The 20,407-nt window shown below is 73.5% G+C and carries 12 protein-coding genes; 9 read left to right on the forward strand and 3 right to left on the reverse strand.

Translation table 11 applies throughout. The annotated features are described in order from the left end of the window. Window positions 1-449 precede the first annotated feature (449 nt). A complete protein-coding gene (locus ACF9IK_RS10845) occupies window positions 450-2,147 on the forward strand; it encodes a PQQ-binding-like beta-propeller repeat protein (protein ID WP_395294023.1) in 1,698 nt (565 codons plus the stop codon). 106 nt (window positions 2,148-2,253) lie between these two features. Beyond that, window positions 2,254-4,845, forward strand: a complete 2,592-nt coding sequence (gene pepN, locus ACF9IK_RS10850) for an aminopeptidase N (RefSeq protein WP_395294024.1) — start codon at window positions 2,254-2,256, stop codon at window positions 4,843-4,845. Between the two features lie 154 nt (window positions 4,846-4,999). Here pepN and ACF9IK_RS10855 read toward each other — a convergent pair whose 3' ends face one another. Beyond that, window positions 5,000-5,230, reverse strand: a complete 231-nt coding sequence (locus ACF9IK_RS10855; protein ID WP_395294025.1) for a hypothetical protein — start codon at window positions 5,228-5,230, stop codon at window positions 5,000-5,002. 21 nt (window positions 5,231-5,251) lie between these two features. Then, window positions 5,252-7,372 carry a 4-alpha-glucanotransferase gene (gene malQ, locus ACF9IK_RS10860; protein WP_395294026.1) on the reverse strand — a complete coding sequence of 707 codons (2,121 nt, stop codon included), beginning with the start codon at window positions 7,370-7,372 and terminating at the stop codon, window positions 5,252-5,254. 283 nt (window positions 7,373-7,655) lie between these two features. Here malQ and ACF9IK_RS10865 point away from each other — a divergent pair, with 283 nt between their 5' ends. Beyond that, the gene (locus ACF9IK_RS10865; RefSeq protein ID WP_395294027.1) at window positions 7,656-11,621 is read left to right on the forward strand and encodes a beta-N-acetylglucosaminidase domain-containing protein; all 3,966 of its coding nucleotides are present in this window, start codon (window positions 7,656-7,658) and stop codon (window positions 11,619-11,621) included. 104 nt (window positions 11,622-11,725) lie between these two features. On the opposite strand, the gene ACF9IK_RS10870 is transcribed toward ACF9IK_RS10865, so the two are convergent. Beyond that, window positions 11,726-12,367 (reverse strand): HNH endonuclease, encoded by a 642-nt coding sequence (locus tag ACF9IK_RS10870; protein WP_395294028.1) that lies wholly within the window; start codon window positions 12,365-12,367, stop codon window positions 11,726-11,728. Between the two features lie 533 nt (window positions 12,368-12,900). Here ACF9IK_RS10870 and ACF9IK_RS10875 point away from each other — a divergent pair. The 6 genes from ACF9IK_RS10875 (at window position 12,901) to ACF9IK_RS10900 (ending at window position 20,330) form a co-directional block, all read left to right on the forward strand. Continuing rightward, window positions 12,901-14,121 (forward strand): mechanosensitive ion channel family protein, encoded by a 1,221-nt coding sequence (locus ACF9IK_RS10875; protein ID WP_395294029.1) that lies wholly within the window; start codon window positions 12,901-12,903, stop codon window positions 14,119-14,121. Between the two features lie 232 nt (window positions 14,122-14,353). Further along, window positions 14,354-15,544, forward strand: coding sequence for an ROK family transcriptional regulator (locus tag ACF9IK_RS10880; protein ID WP_395294030.1), 1,191 nt, complete (start codon window positions 14,354-14,356; stop codon window positions 15,542-15,544). A gap of 187 nt (window positions 15,545-15,731) precedes the next feature. After that, a complete protein-coding gene (locus ACF9IK_RS10885; protein WP_395294031.1) occupies window positions 15,732-17,087 on the forward strand; it encodes an ABC transporter substrate-binding protein in 1,356 nt (451 codons plus the stop codon). Between the two features lie 23 nt (window positions 17,088-17,110). Then, window positions 17,111-18,109 (forward strand): carbohydrate ABC transporter permease, encoded by a 999-nt coding sequence (locus tag ACF9IK_RS10890; RefSeq protein ID WP_395294032.1) that lies wholly within the window; start codon window positions 17,111-17,113, stop codon window positions 18,107-18,109. A gap of 20 nt (window positions 18,110-18,129) precedes the next feature. Beyond that, window positions 18,130-19,041, forward strand: coding sequence for a carbohydrate ABC transporter permease (locus tag ACF9IK_RS10895; RefSeq protein ID WP_395294033.1), 912 nt, complete (start codon window positions 18,130-18,132; stop codon window positions 19,039-19,041). Further along, window positions 19,041-20,330: a 6-phospho-beta-glucosidase gene (locus tag ACF9IK_RS10900; protein WP_395294034.1), complete on the forward strand. Its 1,290-nt coding sequence runs from the start codon at window positions 19,041-19,043 to the stop codon at window positions 20,328-20,330. The genes ACF9IK_RS10895 and ACF9IK_RS10900 overlap by 1 nt, the downstream gene beginning before the upstream one ends. The last annotated feature ends 77 nt before the right edge of the window (window positions 20,331-20,407 follow it).

A 20,407-nucleotide genomic window follows, 5' to 3' on the forward strand; every position in this document is an offset into this window, starting at 1 on the left:
ATTCCCCTTTCAACTCCTGAAGCCTAGGCCCTGACGCGTCCGGACGGTGCGGCGACCGGCGAGGCGGGTGGGGGGCCGGGGCGCGCCCGGGCGCCACGACGACCTGCGGGAAGCGGTCGGACGGCGGCGCCCGGCGCGGCGACACGCCCGGGCGGGCGGGGAGCGGACAGCGGGGAAGCCCGGCAGCTCAGCGGGATGACGGGGGCGCTGCGGGGCTCCTGCGACCGGGTGAAATCGGGCCACCCGTACCATGGTGCCCAATCTCACCCGCCCCACGGCCCACGGATGTGATCCGGCCGGGGGCGATTCAAGACATGACGGGGCATCATATGGCAGGGGATCACCCTACTCCAGGGGCGGGCGACTCGCCCGGCAGCAGTCCGGTGGACAACCGGGGCGTATCGCTCGGACGCAAGGCGGGCGTCGACCCGGCGGCCGTGGCGGACCAGATGACACGGCTTGACGGAGCACCGGTCCCGGGTCAGGGCGGCCCGGCCGCACCGGCTGCGCCCGGCACCCCGCCACAGCCTCCGGCCCGGCCGCCGGCACCGGGCAGCGAGTACGCCTACGCGCCCACCGCCGCCGCCGGCTTCCCCGCCCAGGCCCCGCCGCCGGCCGCCGCACCCGTCGGCCCGTACGACCCGGCCCCGACCAACGGTCAGGGCTACGGCTACCCGGGCCAGCAGCAGGCCGACGGCGGCTACGGCTACCCGCAGCAGCAGGCCGGGTACGGCTACCCCGGCGCCCCGGTGCCGCAGCCGCCCAAGCAGCGCAACCCGGTGATGCTCTGGGGCGGCATCATCGGCGGTGTGCTGGCGATCGCCATCATCGCCGGCCTGGTCGTCCTGTTCACCCAGAACGACAAGCCGGACAACCCGACCGCCAACGGCGGGACGAGCACCTCCGGCGGCACCAACACCGACCCCAGCGCCTCGTCGGGCCCGGGCGGTTCGAGCGGCGGCTCGGGCGGTGGCGGCGGCAAGGCCGGCGCCTACAACCTCGCCTGGAGCGCCCCCAAGCCGACCGCCGCGGCCGGCGGTTCGCAGCTGCTCGGCATCTGGGGCGCCGACAAGACCGTGGTGCGCGCCGACAGCTACGGCATCCGCGGCCTCAACGCGGCCGACGGCAAGGAGCTGTGGAACATCGCGCCGCCGTCCGGCAGCAAGGAGTTCTGCGCCGCCTCGTACGGGGTCAACTCCAAGCACATCGCCGCCGTCGCGCTCAACACCGGTGACAGCGACTGCTCCACCGTCGGCGCGGTCGACGTCAGCACCGGCAAGCTGCTCTGGACCGCCAAGGCCAGCCAGGAGCGGATGTCCTACCCGACCCTGACCGTCACCGAGAAGGTCATCGGCATCGGCACCACCAACGTGGTCGGCGCGCTGAACGTCTCCGACGGCTCGCCGGCCTGGCAGTTCCAGCCGCGTGAGAAGGACTGCAGCATCTACGGCAAGGCGGCCGGCTCCCAGATCGCGGTCAGCGACCGCTGCTACGGCTCCGGCACCACCACCAAGTCCCAGCTGGTCGTGGTGGACGCCGACACCGGCAAGACCGCCACCTCCGCGCCGATCACGCTCGCCGGCAGCATCGAGCGGGTCGACAAGGTCATCTCGGACCAGCCGCTGGTGCTGCTGATGACCAACGGCCCCAACGGCGACTACATCCTGCCGTTCGACAAGAGCACCAAGCCGATGACCCCGATGTCGGTCAAGGAGCCCGGCGCCGACAGCCTGCGCCTCTCCGGCCAGTCCGACGCGTTCACCCAGAACGTGGTCAGCGGCAACACGCTCTACGTCCAGGTCAACCCGAGCAAGCCGGCCATCAACGCCTACGACCTGACCACCGGCAAGCGGCTCTGGTCCTCCAACGGCGGCAACGACGACGACATCCGGCTGGTCTCCGGCACCGACAAGGACGGCAAGGTCCGCGCGGTGATGGACATGGGCTACAACAAGGACGCCAAGCTGGTCACGCTCTCACCGGCTGACGGCAAGCCGACCGACCTCGGCACCATCACGTCGCAGAAGAGCACCGACTTCATCAGCATCACCAGCACCGAGTACGTGCTGCAGTCGGACGGCTCGCTGTACGGGTTCTCCCGCAGCTCCAGCTCCGACTCCTCGGTGCTGAAGTACGCGAAGAAGTGACGCGCCGACACCGTTGACGCTCCACCCGCCCGGGCCCGTTTCCCCCGGAGCGGCACGGTGGGCATGGGAGGATGCGGACCACCAGCCTGACGAAGGAGTCCAGCGAGTGCCCGGCACCAACCTGACCCGTGAGGAGGCCCGCACCCGGGCCGACCTCCTGCACGTGGATGCGTACGACATCGAGCTCGACCTGAGCTCGGCCCGTGAGGGAGGCACCTTCCGGTCCACCACCGTGGTCCGGTTCACCGCCACCACCCCCGGCGCGGCCACCTTCATCGACCTCGTCGCCCCCGGCGTCGAGGAGATCACCCTCAACGGCGAGCGGCTCGACAACGCCAACTTCGCCGACGGCCGGATCACGCTGCCGAACCTCGCCGCCGAGAACGAGCTGAAGGTCGTGGCCGACTGCGCCTACACCAACACCGGTGAGGGCCTGCACCGGTTCGTCGACCCGGTCGACGGCGAGACCTACCTCTACACCCAGTTCGAGGTGCCGGACGCCCGCCGAGTCTTCGCCTCCTTCGAACAGCCCGACCTCAAGGCCTCGTTCGCCTTCACCGTGACCGCGCCCGAGGGCTGGGTCGTGGTCTCCAACTCCCCCACCCCGGCCCCGGCCGGCGACGGCCCGACCCGGACGTGGACCTTCGAGCCGACCGGCCGGATCTCCAGCTACATCACCGCGCTGATCGCCGGCCCGTACGTCGGCGTCTTCGACGCCTACGAGAACGGCGACCAGAAGGTGCCGCTGGGCGTCTACTGCCGCCCCTCGCTGCGCGAGTTCCTGGACGCCGAGGCCGTCTTCGAGGTCACCAAGCAGGGCTTCGACTACTTCCAGGAGAAGTTCGACTACCGCTACCCGTTCGCCAAGTACGACCAGCTGTTCGTGCCGGAGTTCAACGCCGGCGCGATGGAGAACGCCGGCGCCGTCACCCTGCGCGACCAGTACGTGTTCCGCTCCAAGGTGACCGACGCCGCGTACGAGGCGCGGGCCGCCACGATCCTCCACGAACTCGCCCACATGTGGTTCGGCGACCTCGTCACCATGGAGTGGTGGAACGACCTCTGGCTGAACGAGTCGTTCGCCACCTACGCCGAGGCCGTCTGCCAGGCCGAGGCGCCCGGCTCGCGGTGGCCGCACTCGTGGACCACCTTCGCCAACCAGATGAAGACCTGGGCGTACCGGCAGGACCAGCTGCCGTCCACCCACCCGATCATGGCCGACATCAACGACCTGGAGGACGTCCAGGTCAACTTCGACGGCATCACCTACGCCAAGGGCGCCTCGGTGCTCAAGCAGCTGGTGGCCTACGTCGGCCAGGACGCCTTCTTCGAGGGCGTGCGGGCCTACTTCAAGCGGCACGCCTGGGGCAACACCCGCCTGAGCGACCTGCTCGGCGCCCTGGAGGAGGCCAGCGGACGCGACCTCAAGGCCTGGTCCAAGGCCTGGCTGGAGACGGCCGGCATCAACGTGCTGCGCCCGGCCGTCACCCTCAACACCGACGGCGAGATCGAGTCCTTCGCCGTCCTCCAGGAGGCACCCGCGCTGCCGGTCGGCGCCAAGGGCGAGGCGGTGCTGCGCCCGCACCGGATCGCCATCGGCCTGTACGAGCTGGCCGACGGCGCCCTGGTGCGCACCGACCGGATCGAGCTCGACGTCGACGGCCCGCGCACCGAGGTGCCGCAGCTGGTCGGCCGCCACCGCCCGGCCGTCGTCCTGCTCAACGACGACGACCTCTCCTACGCCAAGGTCCGCCTCGACGAGGACTCGCTGGCCGTCGTCGCCGAGCACCTCGGCGACTTCACCGACTCGCTGCCCCGCGCGCTCTGCTGGGCCTCCGCCTGGGACATGACCCGCGACGGCGAGATGGCCGCCCGCGACTACCTGGCGCTGGCCGTCTCCGGCCTCGGCCGGGAGTCCGACATCGGCGTCGTCCAGTCGGTGCACCGCCAGGTCAAGCTCGCCCTGGACGCCTACGCCGACCCGGCCTGGCGCGAGCAGGGCCTGGCCCGCTGGGCCGAGACCGCCGAGGCGCAGCTGCGCGCCGCCGAGCCGGGCAGCGACCTCCAGCTGGCCTGGGCCCGTGCGCTCGCCGCGGTCGCCCGCACCGAGGGGCAGCTGGGCCTGCTCGCCGGGCTGCTGGACGGCTCGGTCGAGGTCAAGGGCCTGGCCGTCGACACCGAGCTGCGCTGGTCGCTGCTCGGTCGGCTGGCGGCCACCGGGCGCGCCGACGAGGCCGCGATCGCGGCCGAGCTGGAGCGGGACAACACCGCCGCCGGCCAGGAACACGCCGCCACCTGCCGCGCCGCCCGGCCGACGGCCGAGGCCAAGGCGGAGGCCTGGGCCTCGGTGGTGGAGTCGGACAAGCTCACCAACTACGTCCAGGAGGCCGTGATCGCCGGCTTCCAGCAGGCCGACCAGCGGGAGCTGCTGGCGCCGTACGCCGCGAAGTACTTCGCGGCCGTCAAGGGCGTCTGGGAGACCCGCAGCCACGAGATCTCGCAGCAGATCATCGTCGGCCTGTACCCGTCGCTCCAGGTCGAGCAGGCCACGCTGGACGCGACCGACGCCTGGCTGGCCGCGGCCGAGCCGGCTCCGGCGCTGCGCCGGCAGGTCGTCGAGGCGCGGGCCGGGGTCGAGCGCGCGCTGAAGGCGCAGGCGGCGGACCGCGCGGCCGGCGCCCGGGCGCCGGGGCACTGACGTCCGCCGTGGGGGCCGCGGGCGGAACCCGCGGCCCCCACGGGTACCGGGGGCCGCCGGCCGCCCGGACGCCGCGGAAACGCCGGAGGGGGCGCCGGACGTGCTGTCCGGCGCCCCCTCGGGCGTGGTACGGGGCTGGGTGGAGGGCCCGCGGCTACTTCTTCTTGTCCTTGGCGCCGTACGGCATCCCGGCCAGCGCGGCGATGACCACGAAGAGGCCGATCGGCAGGAGCACGAACAGGCCGAGGGTCTGGGCGACGCTCAGGCTCGTACCCGGGTCGTCGCCGTCGTCCCGGGTGAGGGCCATGGCGGGCGACGACAGCAGCATCATCAGCGTGACCGTTGCGGTGACCGCGCCGGCTCGCAAAGCGTTCCTCTTGTCCACGTCGCCCAACTTACCCGCCGCTTACGTCGCCGCGCGCGGCGGGGTCGGCCTTTCGGGCCCGTCGAGCAGGACGGATACGAGCGCGGCGGCCGCGCGGTCCGCGGCCAGCCCGTCCAGGGTCACCGGGTCACCGGCGCCGTCCGCGATCGGCAGCCGCCAGTTCGGGTACTGGTCCCACGTGCCGGGGAGGTTCTGCGGGCGCGGATCGCCCACCAGGTCCGGCAGCCAGACCCCGACCAGCTCGGCCGGGGTGGCCCGCAGGAACCGGTACAGCGCCTGCGCGGAGAGCGGCTCGTCCTCGCCCAGCAGGCCGAGCGAGGCCAGCTCCGCCCGCCAGTCGGCCAGCTCCGTCGCCGCCTCCGTCTGCTCCTCGCCGAGCGTGCGGGCCAGCAGGCCGAGCCGGTGTCGCAGTTCGACGTGCTCGCCGGACAACCGGGCCGCGGTGCTCGGCAGGTCGTGGGTGGTCAGGGTGGCCAGGCTGCCCGGCCGCCACCGCTCCGGGGCGAGGATCTCGCCCTTCGCCTGCCAGTCCCGCTCGAACCAGAGCACGGAGGTGCCGAGGATGCCGCGCGCCGCCAGCTCCTCCCGGACCCCCGGCTCCACCGTGCCGAGGTCCTCGCCGATCACCGCCGTGCCCGCGCGGTGCGCCTCCAGGGCCAGCACGCCGAGCATCGCCTCCGCGTCGTAGCGGACGTACGCGCCCTCGGTCGGCGCGTGGCCGGCCGGCACCCACCAGAGCCGGAACAGGCCCATCACGTGGTCGATCCGGATCGCGCCCGCGTGCCGGGCCGCCGAACGGAGCAGCTCCGCGTACGGGGCGTAGCCCGCCGCGGCCAGGGCGTCCGGGCGCCAGGGCGGCAGGCCCCAGTCCTGGCCGTGGGCGTTGAAGGCGTCCGGCGGCGCGCCGACCGAGATGCCGGTGGCGAGCACGTCCTGCAGCGCCCAGGCGTCGGCCCCGTCCGGGTGCGCCCCGACGGCGAGGTCGTGGATCAGGCCGACCGGCATGCCCGCGGTGCGGGCCGCCTGCTGGGCCCCGGCGAGCTGCTGGTCCACCTGCCAGGCGAGCCAGCGGTGGAACTCGACGGCCTCCGCGTGCTCCTCCGCCGCCAGCCTGACGTGCGGGCTGTCCGGGTGGCGCAGGCCCTTCGGCCAGGTGTGCCGGTCTGCGCCGTGCACCTCGGCGAGGGCGTTCCAGAGCGCGTACCGCTCCAGCCACTCGCCCTCCCGCCGCCGGTACGCCTCGTACGCGGCCCGGCGTCCGGCGCCGCGCGGCACCTCGTGCAGCAGTTCCAGGGCCCGGCGCTTCAGTGCCCAGACCGCGTCCCGGTCGATCAGGCCGTCGTGGGACAGCACCTCGGCGCGGAGCCGGGCGGCACGCCGGACCAGTTCGTCGGCCTCGGCGCGCTGCTCGCCGGCCAGGTAGGCGTACTCGGGGACGGCCTCGACCCGCAGGTGGACGGGGTCGGCGAAGCGGCGGGAGGAGGGGCGGTAGGGCGACGGGTCGGAGGGGGTCACGGGGAGGGCCGCGTGCAGCGGGTTGATCTGTACGAACCCGGCGCCGAGGCTCGCCGCCCACTGGGCGAGTTCGCCGAGGTCACCGAGGTCGCCCATGCCCCAGGAGCGGTCCGACAGGACGGAGTAGAGCTGCGCGAGGAAGCCCCAGCTGCGGCCGGGGAGCCGCGGCAGGCGCTCGGGGGCGACGATCAGGTGGGCGCGCTGCTCCGTCCCGTTCGTCACCGCCCTGAGGGCGTGCCGGCCGAGCGGCAGGTCGGCCGGCAGCCAGTGCGAGTGACCGCACGGCAGCTCCCAGACACCGCCCTCCTCCAGCTCGACCGCGAGCCGCGCGTCCGCCGGCACGTCCAGCGCCGTCCGGCGTCCCTGTCGCACGACCACGGTCGGCGGCAGCAACCGCGCCCGCTGCTCGGCCCGGTGACGCTCCAGGGTCTCCCGTGCGGCCTCGGGCGTCCCCGCCTCCAGCCCCAGGGCGGCCAGCACCGCGACCAGCGTCCGCGCCGAGGGCCGGTGGGTCGTGTCCACTCCGTACGCCTGCGCCAGCGCCACCAGTTCGGCCGGGGGCGGCGGGGCGTCCTGCACCGGCACCTCCAGGCCCTCGGCTCCGTCACGATCGAGATAAGCGGCCACTCGCGGCTCCTGCGGTGTCTCGGCAACGCCCGGTCAGAACAGCCACAGTCCTACCCGCGTAACGCCTCGATCACCCAGTGCGACACGACCGCGCGGCTTGTGGATGAGCCGGGGCCGCGATGGGCGACGGAGTGTCAGGAGGCTGCGCACGGATGGCACACGGATGAACGGAGAAGGAGAGCAAATACGACAAACCGGTCATAGCTGTCTGTCACATTGACACCGGCTGGGCCAGCTGGTGGGCTTTGGCGGCGATGTCGTATCCGCCCGCGAGGAGGCTCCTGTGCAAGCCCGAGTGTCCGTCGCGGCAGGTCGGCGGCTGCGGCAGCAGCTGGAGCAGAGCCCGGCGCTGCGCGACGTTTTGTACCACCCCGCGGCGATCGCGGCCCGCCGGGCGACCGCGCGGACGTGCCGTCAGCTGGCGCCCAGGACGGCGGACCGGCTGATCGCGGACCTCAAGGGGACGGAGCCGCTGCTGGCGTCCGTCCGGGCCGAACGGGCCGCGGCCGCCCGGCCGGGGGCGCCGAGCCGGCGCACCCTGCAGATGGCCGCGACGCTGTCGGCGGCGGCCGTGGTCGGCGGGCTGCTGGTGAGCGGGCCGCCCGCGTACGCGTACAGCCCGGCGCCCGACGTGGTGAGCACCGCGTCGCAGACGCCGCTGGGCAGCATGAGCGACCCGCAGGTGTTCCCGCGGCCGCAGGAGCAGACGGTGGCCGGCAAGCCGGTCGCGGTGCCCGCCGCGGTGACCCTGGTGACCGCCCCGAAGGCGGACCTCGGCGCGGTGGACGTGGTGCGTGAGGTACTGGGTGTGGCCGGCGCGACGTCGGTGACGCCGCAGGCGGACGCGGGTACGCCGGCCGCCGGTTCGCTGGTGGTGTACGTCGGCGGGGCCGCCGAGGGCGCCGGCGGCGAGGCGGACCGGGTGCTGGGCGAGCTGGCCGCCGCGGCCGGCAAGGACGGCGCCGCGCCGTCCACCGCCGGGATGCCGGCCGGCGGCTACGTGCTGTCGGCGGGCCAGCTGCCGGCCCAGGGCGGCGGGACGTACGGCGTGGTGGTGCTGGCCGGCGCGGACGCCGCGGGCACCTACTACGCGGCGCAGTCCATGCGCCAGCTGCTGGCCGCGGTACCGGCCGGGCAGGGCCCGGACTCCGGTGCGGCCGGGCTCGGACTGCCCGGGATCACGCTGCGCGACTGGCCCACCGGCGCGCCGGTACGCGGGACGGCGGAGGCCTTCTACGGCACCCCGTGGACCCAGCAGCAGCGGCTGGACCAGGTCGACTTCCTCGGCCGGTCGAAGCAGAACTTCTACCTGTACGCCTCGGGCGACGACCCGTACCGGCTCTCCCGCTGGCGCGACGGCTACCCGGCCGCCAAGGCCGAGGAGCTGAAGGCGCTGGGCGCCCGCGCCCGGAAGAACCACGTCACGCTCGGGTACGCGATCGACCCCGGGCAGGCCTTCTGCTACAGCTCGGCCAAGGACGCGGACGCGCTGGTGGCCAAGCTGGACGGGCTGCGCAAGCTCGGTTTCACCGCCTTCCAGCTGCAGTTCCTGGACGTCTCCTACGACGAGTGGCACTGCGGCGACGACCGCTCCAAGTACGGCACCGGCCCGGCCGCCGCCGCCAAGGCGCAGGCCGAGCTGGCGGCCAAGGTGCACGAGCGGCTGATCGCCCGGACCCCTGGGCTGGCGCCGCTGTCGATCGTCCCGACCGAGTACCACAAGCAGGGCGCCACCCCGTACCGCAAGGCGCTGGCGGCGGCGCTGCCGGACGCCGTCCAGGTGGCCTGGAGCGGTGGCGGGGTGATCCCGGAGAAGATCACCGGCGCTCAGACCTCGGAGACCGCGGACCTGTACGGGCGTCCGCTGGTCACCATGGACAACTACCCGGTCAACGACGCCAACCCGGACCGGCTCTTCCTCGGCGCCTACGGCGGGCGCGACACCGAGGTCGCCACCCGCTCGGCCGTGCTGCTGACCGGCGCGATGCAGCAGCCGGTCGCCTCCCGGGTCGCGCTGGCCACCGCGGGCGACTTCGCCTGGAACCCGGCCGGGTACAAGCCGGAGGAGTCCTGGCGGGCCGCGCTGCGCTCGCTGGCCGGCCCGACCGGCACCTCCGCCACGCCCGCCGGGGAGGCTCTGGCGGCCGTCACCGCGCTGGCCGGCAACAGCTCCTCCTCCCCGCTCTCCAAGCAGGAGTCCGGCTACCTCGCGCCGCTGCTGGATCGGTTCTGGGCGGCCGCCGAGCCGAACTCCGGCGCCGCTCCGGACCTCGCCAAGCTGATAGAGGCGGCAGCCCCGCTGCGGGACGCCTTCGCCGCGATGGCGAACGCCCGGCGGACGCTGGCCGCCACCCCGGCCACCGCCGCGCTCGCAGCCGAGTCCGGCCCGTGGCTGGCCTCGCTGCACGACTACGGCCTGGCCGGCCAGTCCGCGCTGGACATGCTGCTCGCCCAGCGCGGCGGCGACGGTGCGGCCGCCTGGAAGGCCCGGGTCGAGCTGAACAGGCTGCGCGAGCAGCTCGGCCAGAGCCCGGCGACGGTCGGCGCGGGCGTGCTCGGCCCGTTCCTGGAGCGCGCCGCGCAGGCCGCCGACAACTGGGCCGGCGTGGTCGGCGGCGGCATCACGCCCACCACCAGCATGGGCACCGCGCACGACCACCTGCCCGCGCTGATGACCGACGGCGTGGCCGACACCTTCTACTGGAGCTCGGCGCCCCCGCAGCCCGGCGACTCGGTCGGCCTGGACCTCGGCGGCGGCCGCCCGGTCGGCACCGTCACCGTGCTGATGGGCTCCTGGGGCAGCGGCCCGGACGGCCGGACCGCGATGGACGACTACATCCGCGACGGCGTGCTGGAGTACTCCACCGGCGAGGGCGGCTGGAAGCAGCTCTCGGTGGTGAAGAACCAGAAGAACATCAGCGCCCAGGTGCCCGCCGGCACGGTGCTCCGGGGGGTGCGGCTGCGCGCCACCGCCGCCCAGAAGACCGCCGTGGCGGTGCGCGAGTTCACCGTGACCGCGCCCGACGAGGCCCCGGCCAGCGTCTCCGGCGGACCGGCCGCGCTGCCCGGTGCCTCGGCCTCCGCCGTCCTGGACGGCAACCCCGACACCGCGTACCGGGCGGCGACCGCGCCCACCGTCGCGGACGAACCGCTCACCGTGGAACTGGGCGCGGCCCGGCCGCTGGACCGGCTGACCATCCTCACCGACCCGTCCGTGCGGGCCAGCGCCACCGTCTCGCTGCGCCGCGCCGACGGGACGTGGGTGGAGATCGGCACCGTCCAGCCCGGCTACAACGAGCTCGCGGCCGGCGGCCAGAGCGCGGACGCGTTCCGGCTGGCCTGGAAGGCCGGCGGCGAGCCTCCGGTGGTCAACCAGGTGATCCCCTGGTACTCGGACGTCCCGGCGGCCCGGCTCAGCCTGGCCGACGCCTCACTGGACGTGGTGACCGGTGCGGCCGCGCCGGCGCAGGCCCGCGCGGTGGTCGAGGCCGGCCGCCCGGAGGGCGCGACCGGCGAGCTGCGCACCGAGGTGCCGGCCGCAGCGAAGGGCCTGACGATCGCCCCGGTCAGCGGGGTGACCGTGCCGCGCGGCGGCAAGGTGGGCGTGCCGCTGCAGGTCAGCGCCGCCGCCGACACCCCGGCCGGGACGTACCAGGTGCCGGTGCTGTTCGTCTCCGGCTCGACCACGGTCCGGCAGGTGCTGCAGGTGCACGTGGTGCCGCCGGCCGGTGGGCCGGACCTGGCCACCACCGCACAGGCGAGCTCCTCGGCCGACGAGACGCCGAACTTCCCCGCCTCGGCGGTGGCCGACGGCGACCCGAAGACCCGCTGGTCCTCGCCCGCCAAGGACGACGCCTGGGTGCAGCTGGAGCTGCCGAAGGCCGCTCACCTGGGCTCGGCGGTGCTCCACTGGCAGTCCGCGTACGCGTCCTCGTACAAGATCCAGACCTCGGCCGACGGTGTCTCCTGGACCACGGTGGCCACGGTGAACGACGGCAAGGGCGGCAACGAGACGGTGCGCTTCGACGCGCCGGGGGCGAAGTTCCTCCGGGTGCAGGGCGTCGCCCGGGCCACCAAGTTCGGCTACTCGCTCTACGGGATCGAGGTCTACGCCGTCACCCCGCCGGCCCCGACGCCCCCGCCGGCCGGGCAGGAACCGACCGCCCCGCCCAGCCAGCCGCCGGCCGCGCAGCCGACGACCGCCCCGACCGCCCCGACCACGCCGAGCGCGCCGCCGCAGAAGCCCTGACGGGCCCCGTACGACGGCGGGCCGCCGCGCTCCCCGTGCGGGGTGCGCGGCGGCCCATGAGGCGTACCGGAAGTCGTGACGGGCAGGCCCTTGTGGAGCGGGGGTCAGGCGGAGAGCGGTTCGGGCTGCTCGCCGCGGCGGACGGTGGCGGGGTGGGCGGCGTGGGCGCGCCCGAGCGGGACGGGGTGCGCCTCGGTATGGTCGTGGTGCTCGTACTCGCCCCACTGCGGGGCGCGCAACTGGTCGGCGCCGCCGTAGGGCTCCAGGTAGGGCCGCCAGCGCGGGTCCTTGATCCCGGTGCCGATGATGCGCCAGGCGAGGCCGCTGGGCGGGGCCGGCGGGCGCTTCATCCGCCAGCCGAGTTCGGTCAGGTGGCGATCGGCCTTGGTGTGGTTGCAGCGGCGGCAGGCCGCCACGACGTTGTCCCACCGGTGCTGGCCGCCCCGGCTACGCGGGATGACGTGGTCGACGCTGGTGGCGGCGGCCCCGCAGTAGACGCAGCGGCCGTGGTCGCGGGCGAACAGCGCCCGGCGGGTGAGCGGGACGGGCCCGCAGAACGGAACCCGGACGAAGCGGGTCAGGCGGACGACGGACGGCGCCGGAAGGGCGCTGGTGGCGCTGTGCAGAGTGACTCCCGAGTCCTCAAGGCTGACCGCCTTGTGGTTGAGGACCAGGATGAGTGCGCGGCGCATCGATACGACGCCGAGTGGCTCGTAGGACGCGTTGAGGACCAGGACATGCGGCACGGATGCCTCCTTGGACGCCTGCGGCGCGTGGCTCGCGCCGGGACGAGCGGTTGGATCACACAACGGGTGCGTGATCTCCCCCAGTGTCGCCTTACGCCTTCGTACGGCGCCACCACTCCTGTGTAACGGACCTGACGTGAACTCCGGGTGTGGCTTCTGTCATACCCGGTATGCCCGGGGGACGGACGGGTTGCACGCGGGTGCCCGCCGGCGCCCTCCCGCGCCCGCCCGGGGGACGGCTCGGCCGGTCGGAGCAGTCCGGGTGCGGGGCGGGGCCGGGCCCTGTCCAGGGGCGTCACAGGGGCGTGCAGAAGCGTTGACGGGGCGTTCGGGCCGTCTCCGCGCGCCGTTGAAGGGGCCCGGGACGGCCCGAAAACCGCGCGCGACCTGCGGTCATGCCGCCCCCGGGCGGCCTCCCGGCGTGTCCGGGGGGCGCTCCGGCGGCCGATAGGCTAAGGCGGACGGCCCACAGGCCACGGCATGTCTTCCGCGCCGGCGGGCCGGGCCACACACCCTGCAGGAAGGTCCCGCCTGTGTTCAGCTCCGGTCACGCCGGTCTCCTGGCCGACGCGTCCACGACGACGCCCACCTCCACGGCGTCGAGCCCGTCGCCGAGTCCGACGGCCCCGGCGGTGCCGCAGCTCGACCTCAGAATCCCGACCAGTGCGCAGGAGGTCAGCGACACCACGAAGCAGGCGGCCAGCTGGTTCGACTCGCACTGGCAGGAGTGGCTGGCGAGCGGGATCCGGATCGTCTTCATCGTCGTGCTGGCGCTGGTGCTGCGCGCCGTGGTGCGCAAGCTGATCACCCAGCTGATAGCGCGGATGATCAAACCGGCCGAGAGCCCCGACGAGCCGGGCATGCTCGGCGGGCTGCTGGCCAACACCGGGGTGGTCAACCCGGAGCGCCGACAGCAGCGCTCGGAGGCGATCGGCTCGGTGCTGCGCAGCGTCGCCTCGTTCACCATCCTGGGCACCGCGGCGCTGATGGTCCTCTCCGCACTCGGGGTGAACCTCGCGCCGCTGCTGGCGAGCGCCGGTGTGGCCGGTGTGGCGATCGGTTTCGGCGCCCGCAACCTGGTCACCGACTTCCTCTCCGGGGTCTTCATGATCATGGAGGACCAGTACGGCGTCGGCGACGAGATCGACACCGGGGTGGCCACCGGCACGGTGCTGGAGGTCGGCCTGCGGGTCACCAAGCTGCGCGGGGCGAACGGGGAGATCTGGTACATCCGCAACGGCGAGGTGAAGCGGATCGCCAACATGAGCCAGGGCTGGTCGACCGCCACCGTGGACGTCCAGATCGCCTACAAGGAGAACCTCGACCGGGCCGAGGCGCTGATCCGGGAGACGGCGGAGGCGATGGCCAAGGAGGCCCCGTTCGACGAGCTGGTCTGGGCGCCGGTGTCGATCCTGGGCATGGAGTCGGTCGCCGCGGACTCGGTGGTGCTGCGGGTGGAGGCCCGGACGGCGCCGGGCAAGTCGCTGAGCGTGGCGCGGGCGCTGCGGCAGCGTCTGAAGGCGGCCTTCGACCTGGCCGGGATCAAGGTCAAGGAGGAGGCCGCCTCGGCCGGGGCCGCCGCTGCCGCCGCCGGTACGGCCGCCGCCGCGGTGGTGCTCACGGCGGCGGCCACGGGGGCCACCGACGCCGCCCCGCCGTCCGCGCTGGCCGACCCGACCTCGCCGCGCTACCTCGCGACGGCGCCGATACCGGCCCCGGTCAAGCCGGCCGACGACGGCACCAAGACGCCCTGACGGCCCGCGAAGCCGCGGATCGACCGGACGCAGGCCCCGCCCTCCCGAACGCTCGGGGGCGGGGCCTCGTGCTGCCCGGTAACGCTTCGGCATCCTCCACCGGAAGGGCCATTGACACCCTCCGGACGGGCGCCGTACGGTCCTGTGCCAAGCGACTGGAAAGTTTCCTAACAGTTCGCGCCGAGTCGGCCCGCCGGCCGCCGCGACCAGCCGGAAGAGGGAGGATCTCCGCGTGACCAAGTCGACCGCCAAGGCCCCCCTCGCCGGGACCCCCAGCCTGCTGCGCGCCATCAACGACCGCGCGGCCCTCGAACTGCTGCTGGAGAACGGACCGCTCTCCCGTACCCAGATCGGCACCCTGACCGGGCTCTCCAAGCCCACCGCCTCCCAGCTGCTGGCCCGGCTGGAGGCAGCCGGGCTGGTCCTGCCGGTCGGCACCACCGCCGGCGGCCCCGGGCCCAACGCGCAGCTGTACCAGGTGAATCCGGCCGCCGGGTACGTCGCCGGGCTGGACGTCACCACCAGCGAGGTGCGGGTCGCCGTCGCCGACATCACCGGCACCACCCTGGCCGAGCACACCGCCCCCACCAAGGGCTGGCCGGCCTCCGAGACGGTGGCCCGGGTGGCCGGGGCGGTCGCCGAGACCGTCCGCGCCGCCGGGCTCGCCGAGGGCATCCTGCACACCGTGACCATCGGCGTCGGCGGTGCGCCCGACCCGGTCACCGGCAAGCTCCGCTACGCCTCCCACCTGCCCGGCTGGCACGCACCGAAGCTGCTCCGGGAGCTGAGCGCGGCGATCGGCGCCCCGGTGTCGATCGAGAACGACGTGAACCTCGCCGCCGTCGCCGAGCAGGCCTCCGGTGCGGCCCGGGGCTCGGAGGACTTCGTCCTGCTCTGGGCCGGCGAGGGCACCGGCGCCGCGATCGTGATCGCCGGCCGGCTGCACCGCGGCTTCACCGGCGGCGCCGGGGAGGTCGGCTACATGCCGGTGCCCGGTGCCCCGGTGCTGAGGGACGTCCGGCGGCGCAACTCCGGCGGGTTCCAGGAGCTGGTCGGCGCGCCCGCCGTCCGCGCCCTGGCCCGGGAGCACGGGCTCGGCGCGCCCACCGCGGAGGGGTCGGTCGCGAGGGCCCTGGAGACCCCGGGGGCCGGGGACGACTTCCTCGCGGCGCTGGCCGGGCGGCTCGCCGTCGGCCTGGCCGTCATCGTCGCCGTCGTCGACCCCCAGCTGGTGGTGGTCTCCGGCGGTGTGCCGACGGCGGGCGGCGAACGGCTGCGCGCGCTCGTCGAGGAGGAGCTGGCCCGGATCTCGATCGCCCGGCCGGAGGTCCGCAGCAGCGCCCTGACCGGCTCCCCCGTGCTGCTCGGCGCGCTGCAACGCGCGCTGTCGGCCGCCCGGGAGGCGGTCTTCTCCACCCACTGACCGCCCGGAGCCCACCGGCGCCACGCACCGCCCGCACCGCAGCCCGTCCACCGCCCGCACCGCAGCCCGTCCTCGGACCGCGCCCGCCGACACCACCGACCCGCACCCTGCACACCTCTCCCCCAACCCCCGAACGCGGGCCCGGAGGCGATGACGCCTGCCCGCGCACCCCCAGGAGGACCTCGAAGTGCACGCCAACACCCCCCGCAGAGGCCGCCGTACGCTCGCCGCCGTCGCCGGCACCGCCGTCCTGGCCCTGTTCGCCTCCGCCTGCACCGGCAGCAGCGACGCCGGCGGCAACGACGACTCGGCGAGCGGCAGGGACGTCACCATCACCTTCTGGCACGGCTGGAGCCAGGAGTCCGAGGTGAAGGCGATCGACGAGAACGTCGCCGCCTTCCAGAAGGCCCATCCGAACATCCACGTGAAGACCGTCGGCAACATCGCCGACGACAAGATCAACCAGTCCCTGCGGGCCGGCGGCGACGACGCCCCGGACGTGGTCTCCTCCTTCACGACCAACAACGTCGGCATGTTCTGCTCGACCAAGGCCTTCGTCGACCTCAAGCCCTTCCTGGCCAAGAGCGGCATCGACCCCGCCAAGACCTTCCCGGCCGCGATGCTCGGCTACACGCAGTTCCAGGGCAACCAGTGCTCGCTGCCGCTGCTCGGCGACGCCTACGGCCTCTACTACAACCTGAAGGCCTTCGCCGCCGCCGGCATCCCGGGCCCGCCGAAGACCTTCAGCGAGTTCGCCGACGCCGCCGCCAAGCTGACCGTCGCCGACGGCGACTCCTACAAGCAGCTCGGCTTCATGCCGCTGTACCACGGCTACGAGTCCACCACCGAGCACTTCCTCGGCCAGTACGGCCCGACCTACTTCGGCACCGACGGCAAGTCCAGCCTCGCCACCGACCCCAAGGTCGCCGCGATGCTGACGTGGCAGAAGGGCCTGGTCGACAAGCTCGGCGGCTACGCCAAGCTGGACAAGTACCGGGCCACCTTCGGCGAGGAGTTCAGCGCCAAGAACCCCTTCCACACCGGCCAGGTCGCGATGGCCATCGACGGCGAGTGGCGCACCGCCTCGCTCGCCGAGGACAAGCCCGACTTCGAGTGGGCCACCGCGCCGTTCCCCGTCCCGGACGACCAGGCCGACACCTACGGCCGCGGCTACCAGACCGGCACCATCGTCGGCATCGCCAGCACCAGCAAGAAGCAGGCCGCCGCCTGGGAGCTGGTCAAGTACCTGACCACCGACACCGAAGCGGTCGTCTCCTTCGCCAACGCGATCCACAACGTGCCCAGCACCTTCGAGGCGCTCAACTCGCCCAAGCTGGTCAGCGACCCGAACTTCAAGACCTTCCTGGACGTCGCCAAGAACCCCCACTCGGGCACCACCCCGGCGAGCGTCAACGGCGGCGGCTACATCGTCTCCCTGCAGAACCTCGGCTACGACTACGAGTCCGGCAAGCAGGCCGACCTCCAGGCCGGCCTCGCCGCCACCGCCAAGGAGATCGACGCCGCCATCGCCCAGGCGAAGTAGCGGGAACGGCCCACGGAGCTCCCATGTCACTCGCGTTCGGCACCCGCAGGGGCACCGGACCGACCGACCCGGCGGCGCCCTCCACGCAGCACCTGCTGCGCCGGAAGCGCCGCCGGGAGGCGGCCCGCACCCTCGCCTTCCTCTCCCCCTGGCTGATCGGCTTCGGCGTCTTCTTCCTGTACCCGCTGATCTCCACCGTCTACTTCTCGTTCACCAGGTACAACGGCTTCGGCACGCCCACCTTCAACGGCCTGAAGAACTGGGACTACGTCCTCAACGACCTCCCGGCGTTCTGGCAGGGCCTGCGGAACACCCTCTGGCTGGTCGTCGTCATGGTGGGCCTGCGGGTGGCGTTCGGCCTCGGCATCGGCCTGCTGATCACCAGGATCAAGACCGGCGTCGGCTTCTTCCGCACCGTGTTCTACCTGCCCTACCTGGCCCCACCGGTGGCCGCCACGGTCGCCTTCGCCTTCCTGCTCAACCCCGGCACCGGCCCGCTCAACCACCTCCTGGGCGAGCTGGGCCTGCCCCAGCCGGGCTGGTTCGCCGACCCGGAGTGGTCGAAGCCCGCGCTCACCATGCTCGCCCTGTGGGGCATCGGCGACCTGATGGTCATCTTCATGGCCTCGCTGCTGGACGTCCCCAAGGAGCAGTACGAGGCCGCCGAGCTGGACGGGGCCGGCCCGTTCCAGCGGTTCCGGTACGTCACCCTGCCGAACATCTCGCCGATCATCATGTTCGCCGTGGTCACCGGGGTGATCCAGACCATGCAGTACTACACCCAGGCGATCGTCGCCGGGAAGGTCGCCGGCGGCATCGCGGGCAACTCCGGGCAGCAGTTCGAGCCCGGCTACCCGCAGGGCTCCACCTGGACCCTGCCCCAGATGGTCTACAACCTCGGCTTCCAGCGCTTCAACTACGGCGCGGCGTGCGTCGTCGCCCTGGTGCTGTTCGCCATCTCGATGGCCGTCACCTCGATCCTGCTCCGCCGCAAGTCCGGCTTCATGGCGAGCGACGACTAGCGGACAGTGAGGACCCGATCATGACTCTCAGCCCGACCCTCGCCGCCGAGGCGCCCGCACAGGGGCCCGCCCGCCGCGTACCCACCGCCGCCGCCCGCGCCGCCCGCCGGCGCACGATCCTCAACTGGGTGGCCGTCCACGCGCTGGCGATCGCCGCCGCCCTGTTCTTCCTGCTGCCGTTCGTCTTCGCCTTCCTCACCGCGGTGATGACGGACAGCCAGGCGCTCACCACCGACTACTGGCCCACCTCGTGGGAGTGGGGCAACTTCGCCGAGGTCTGGGAGACGCCCGGCTTCCTCACCTGGTGGCGCAACACCCTGCTCTACGCGGGCCTCGGCACCGTGCTGACCATCGTCTCCAGCCTGCCGGTCGCCTACGCGCTCGCCAAGTTCCGTTTCCGCGGCCGCAACCTCGCCCTGACGGCCGTGATCGCGATGATGATGCTGCCGCCGCAGGTCACCGTCATCCCGATGTACCTGTTCTGGGCGAAGCAGCTCGGCCTCGGCGGCTCGCTCTGGCCGCTGATCGTCCCGATGGCCTTCGGCGACGCCTTCTCGATCTTCCTGCTGCGCCAGTTCCTGCTGACCATCCCCAAGGAGTACATCGAGGCCGCCCGGATCGACGGCTGCGGCGACCTGCGCACCCTGCTCCGGGTGGTCCTGCCGATGGCCAGGCCGGCCGTCGCGGCCGTCGCGCTGTTCCAGTTCTTCTACTGCTGGAACGACTACTTCGGCCCGCAGATCTACGCCAGCAACAACCCCGGCGCCTGGACCCTCTCCTACGGCCTGGAGTCGTTCAAGGGCGCCCACCACACCAACTGGAACCTCACCATGGCCGCCACCCTGCTGGTGATGGCGCCGGTGATCCTCCTCTTCTTCTTCGCGCAGAAAGCCTTCATCGAAGGCGTGACACTGACAGGGGTCAAGGGCTGATGTCCTCACTCAAGCTGGCCATCGTCGGCGGAGGTTCGACGTACACCCCGGAGCTGATCGACGGCTTCGCCCGGTTGCGGGACACCCTGCCGATCGGCGAGCTGGTGCTCGTCGACCCGGCAGCCGACCGGCTGGAGCTGATCGGCGGGCTCGCCCGGCGGATCTTCGCCAAGCAGGGCCACGGCGCCACCGTCACGACCGTCACCGACGTCGAGGCCGGCGTCGCCGGCGCCGACGCGGTGCTGCTGCAGCTGCGCGTCGGCGGCCAGGCGGCCCGCGACCAGGACGAGACCTGGCCGCTGGAGTGCGGCTGCGTCGGCCAGGAGACCACCGGGGCCGGCGGCCTCGCCAAGGCGCTGCGCACCGTCCCGGTGGTGCTGGACATCGCCGAGAAGGTCCGCCGTGCCAACCCGGACGCCTGGATCGTCGACTTCACCAACCCCGTCGGCATCGTCACCCGCGCGCTGCAGAACGCCGGGCACCGGGCCGTCGGCCTCTGCAACGTCGCCATCGGCTTCCAGCGGCGGTTCGCCGGGCACCTCGGCGTCGACCCGGAGCTGATCCGCCTCGACCACGTCGGCCTCAACCACCTCACCTGGGAGCGCGGCGTCACCCTGCTCGACGCCCCCGGCGCGGCCACCGGCCGGGAGGTGCTGCCCGAACTGCTCGGCGGCTTCGGCAAGGAGATCGCCGAGGACCTGCTGCTGCCGCAGCGGGTGATCGAGCGCCTCGGCGTCGTCCCCTCCTACTACCTGCGCTACTTCTACCAGCACGACGCCGTGGTGGCGGAGTTGAGGACCAAGGGCTCCCGCGCCGCCGAGGTCGCCGCGATCGAGCGGCAGCTGCTGGAGCTGTACGCCGACCCCACGCTGGACACCAAGCCCGAACTGCTCGGCAAGCGCGGCGGCGCGTTCTACTCCGAGGCCGCGGTGCAGCTGATCGCCGCCCTGCTGGGCACCGGCGGCGGCACGTCGGTACAGGTGGTGAACGCCCGCAACGGGGGCGTGCTGCCGTTCCTGCCCGACGACGCCGTCATCGAGGTGCCGGCCGAGGTCGACGCGGCGGGCGTGCGCCCGCTGCCGCAGCGGCCCGTCGAGCCGCTGTACGCCGGCCTGATCGCGGCCGTCACCGCCTACGAGCACCTCGCCCTCGACGCCGCCCTGCACGGCGGCCGCGGCCGCGTCTTCGACGCCCTCCTCGCCCACCCGCTGGTCGGCCAGATCGAACTCGCCGACCAGCTGACGGACCGGCTGCTCGCCCACAACCGCGAGCACCTCGCCTGGGCCTGACCGGCCCGCCGCACCCGGCCCGCGCGCCCCGTCCGCCCCTGTGCGGAGGGCCCCGCGGGCCGGGCCGCGAGGAGACC

The sequence above is a fragment of the Kitasatospora hibisci genome, assembly GCF_043950205.1.
GTDB lineage: Bacteria > Actinomycetota > Actinomycetes > Streptomycetales > Streptomycetaceae > Kitasatospora > Kitasatospora hibisci.

Coding starts and splice junctions, on each gene's coding strand:
- ACF9IK_RS10845 (WP_395294023.1), top strand. CDS start 450: ATGACACGGCTTGACGGAGCACCGGTCCCGGGTCAGGGCGGCCCGGCC.
- ACF9IK_RS10900 (WP_395294034.1), top strand. CDS start 19,041: ATGTCCTCACTCAAGCTGGCCATCGTCGGCGGAGGTTCGACGTACACC.
- ACF9IK_RS10890 (WP_395294032.1), top strand. CDS start 17,111: ATGTCACTCGCGTTCGGCACCCGCAGGGGCACCGGACCGACCGACCCG.
- ACF9IK_RS10895 (WP_395294033.1), top strand. CDS start 18,130: ATGACTCTCAGCCCGACCCTCGCCGCCGAGGCGCCCGCACAGGGGCCC.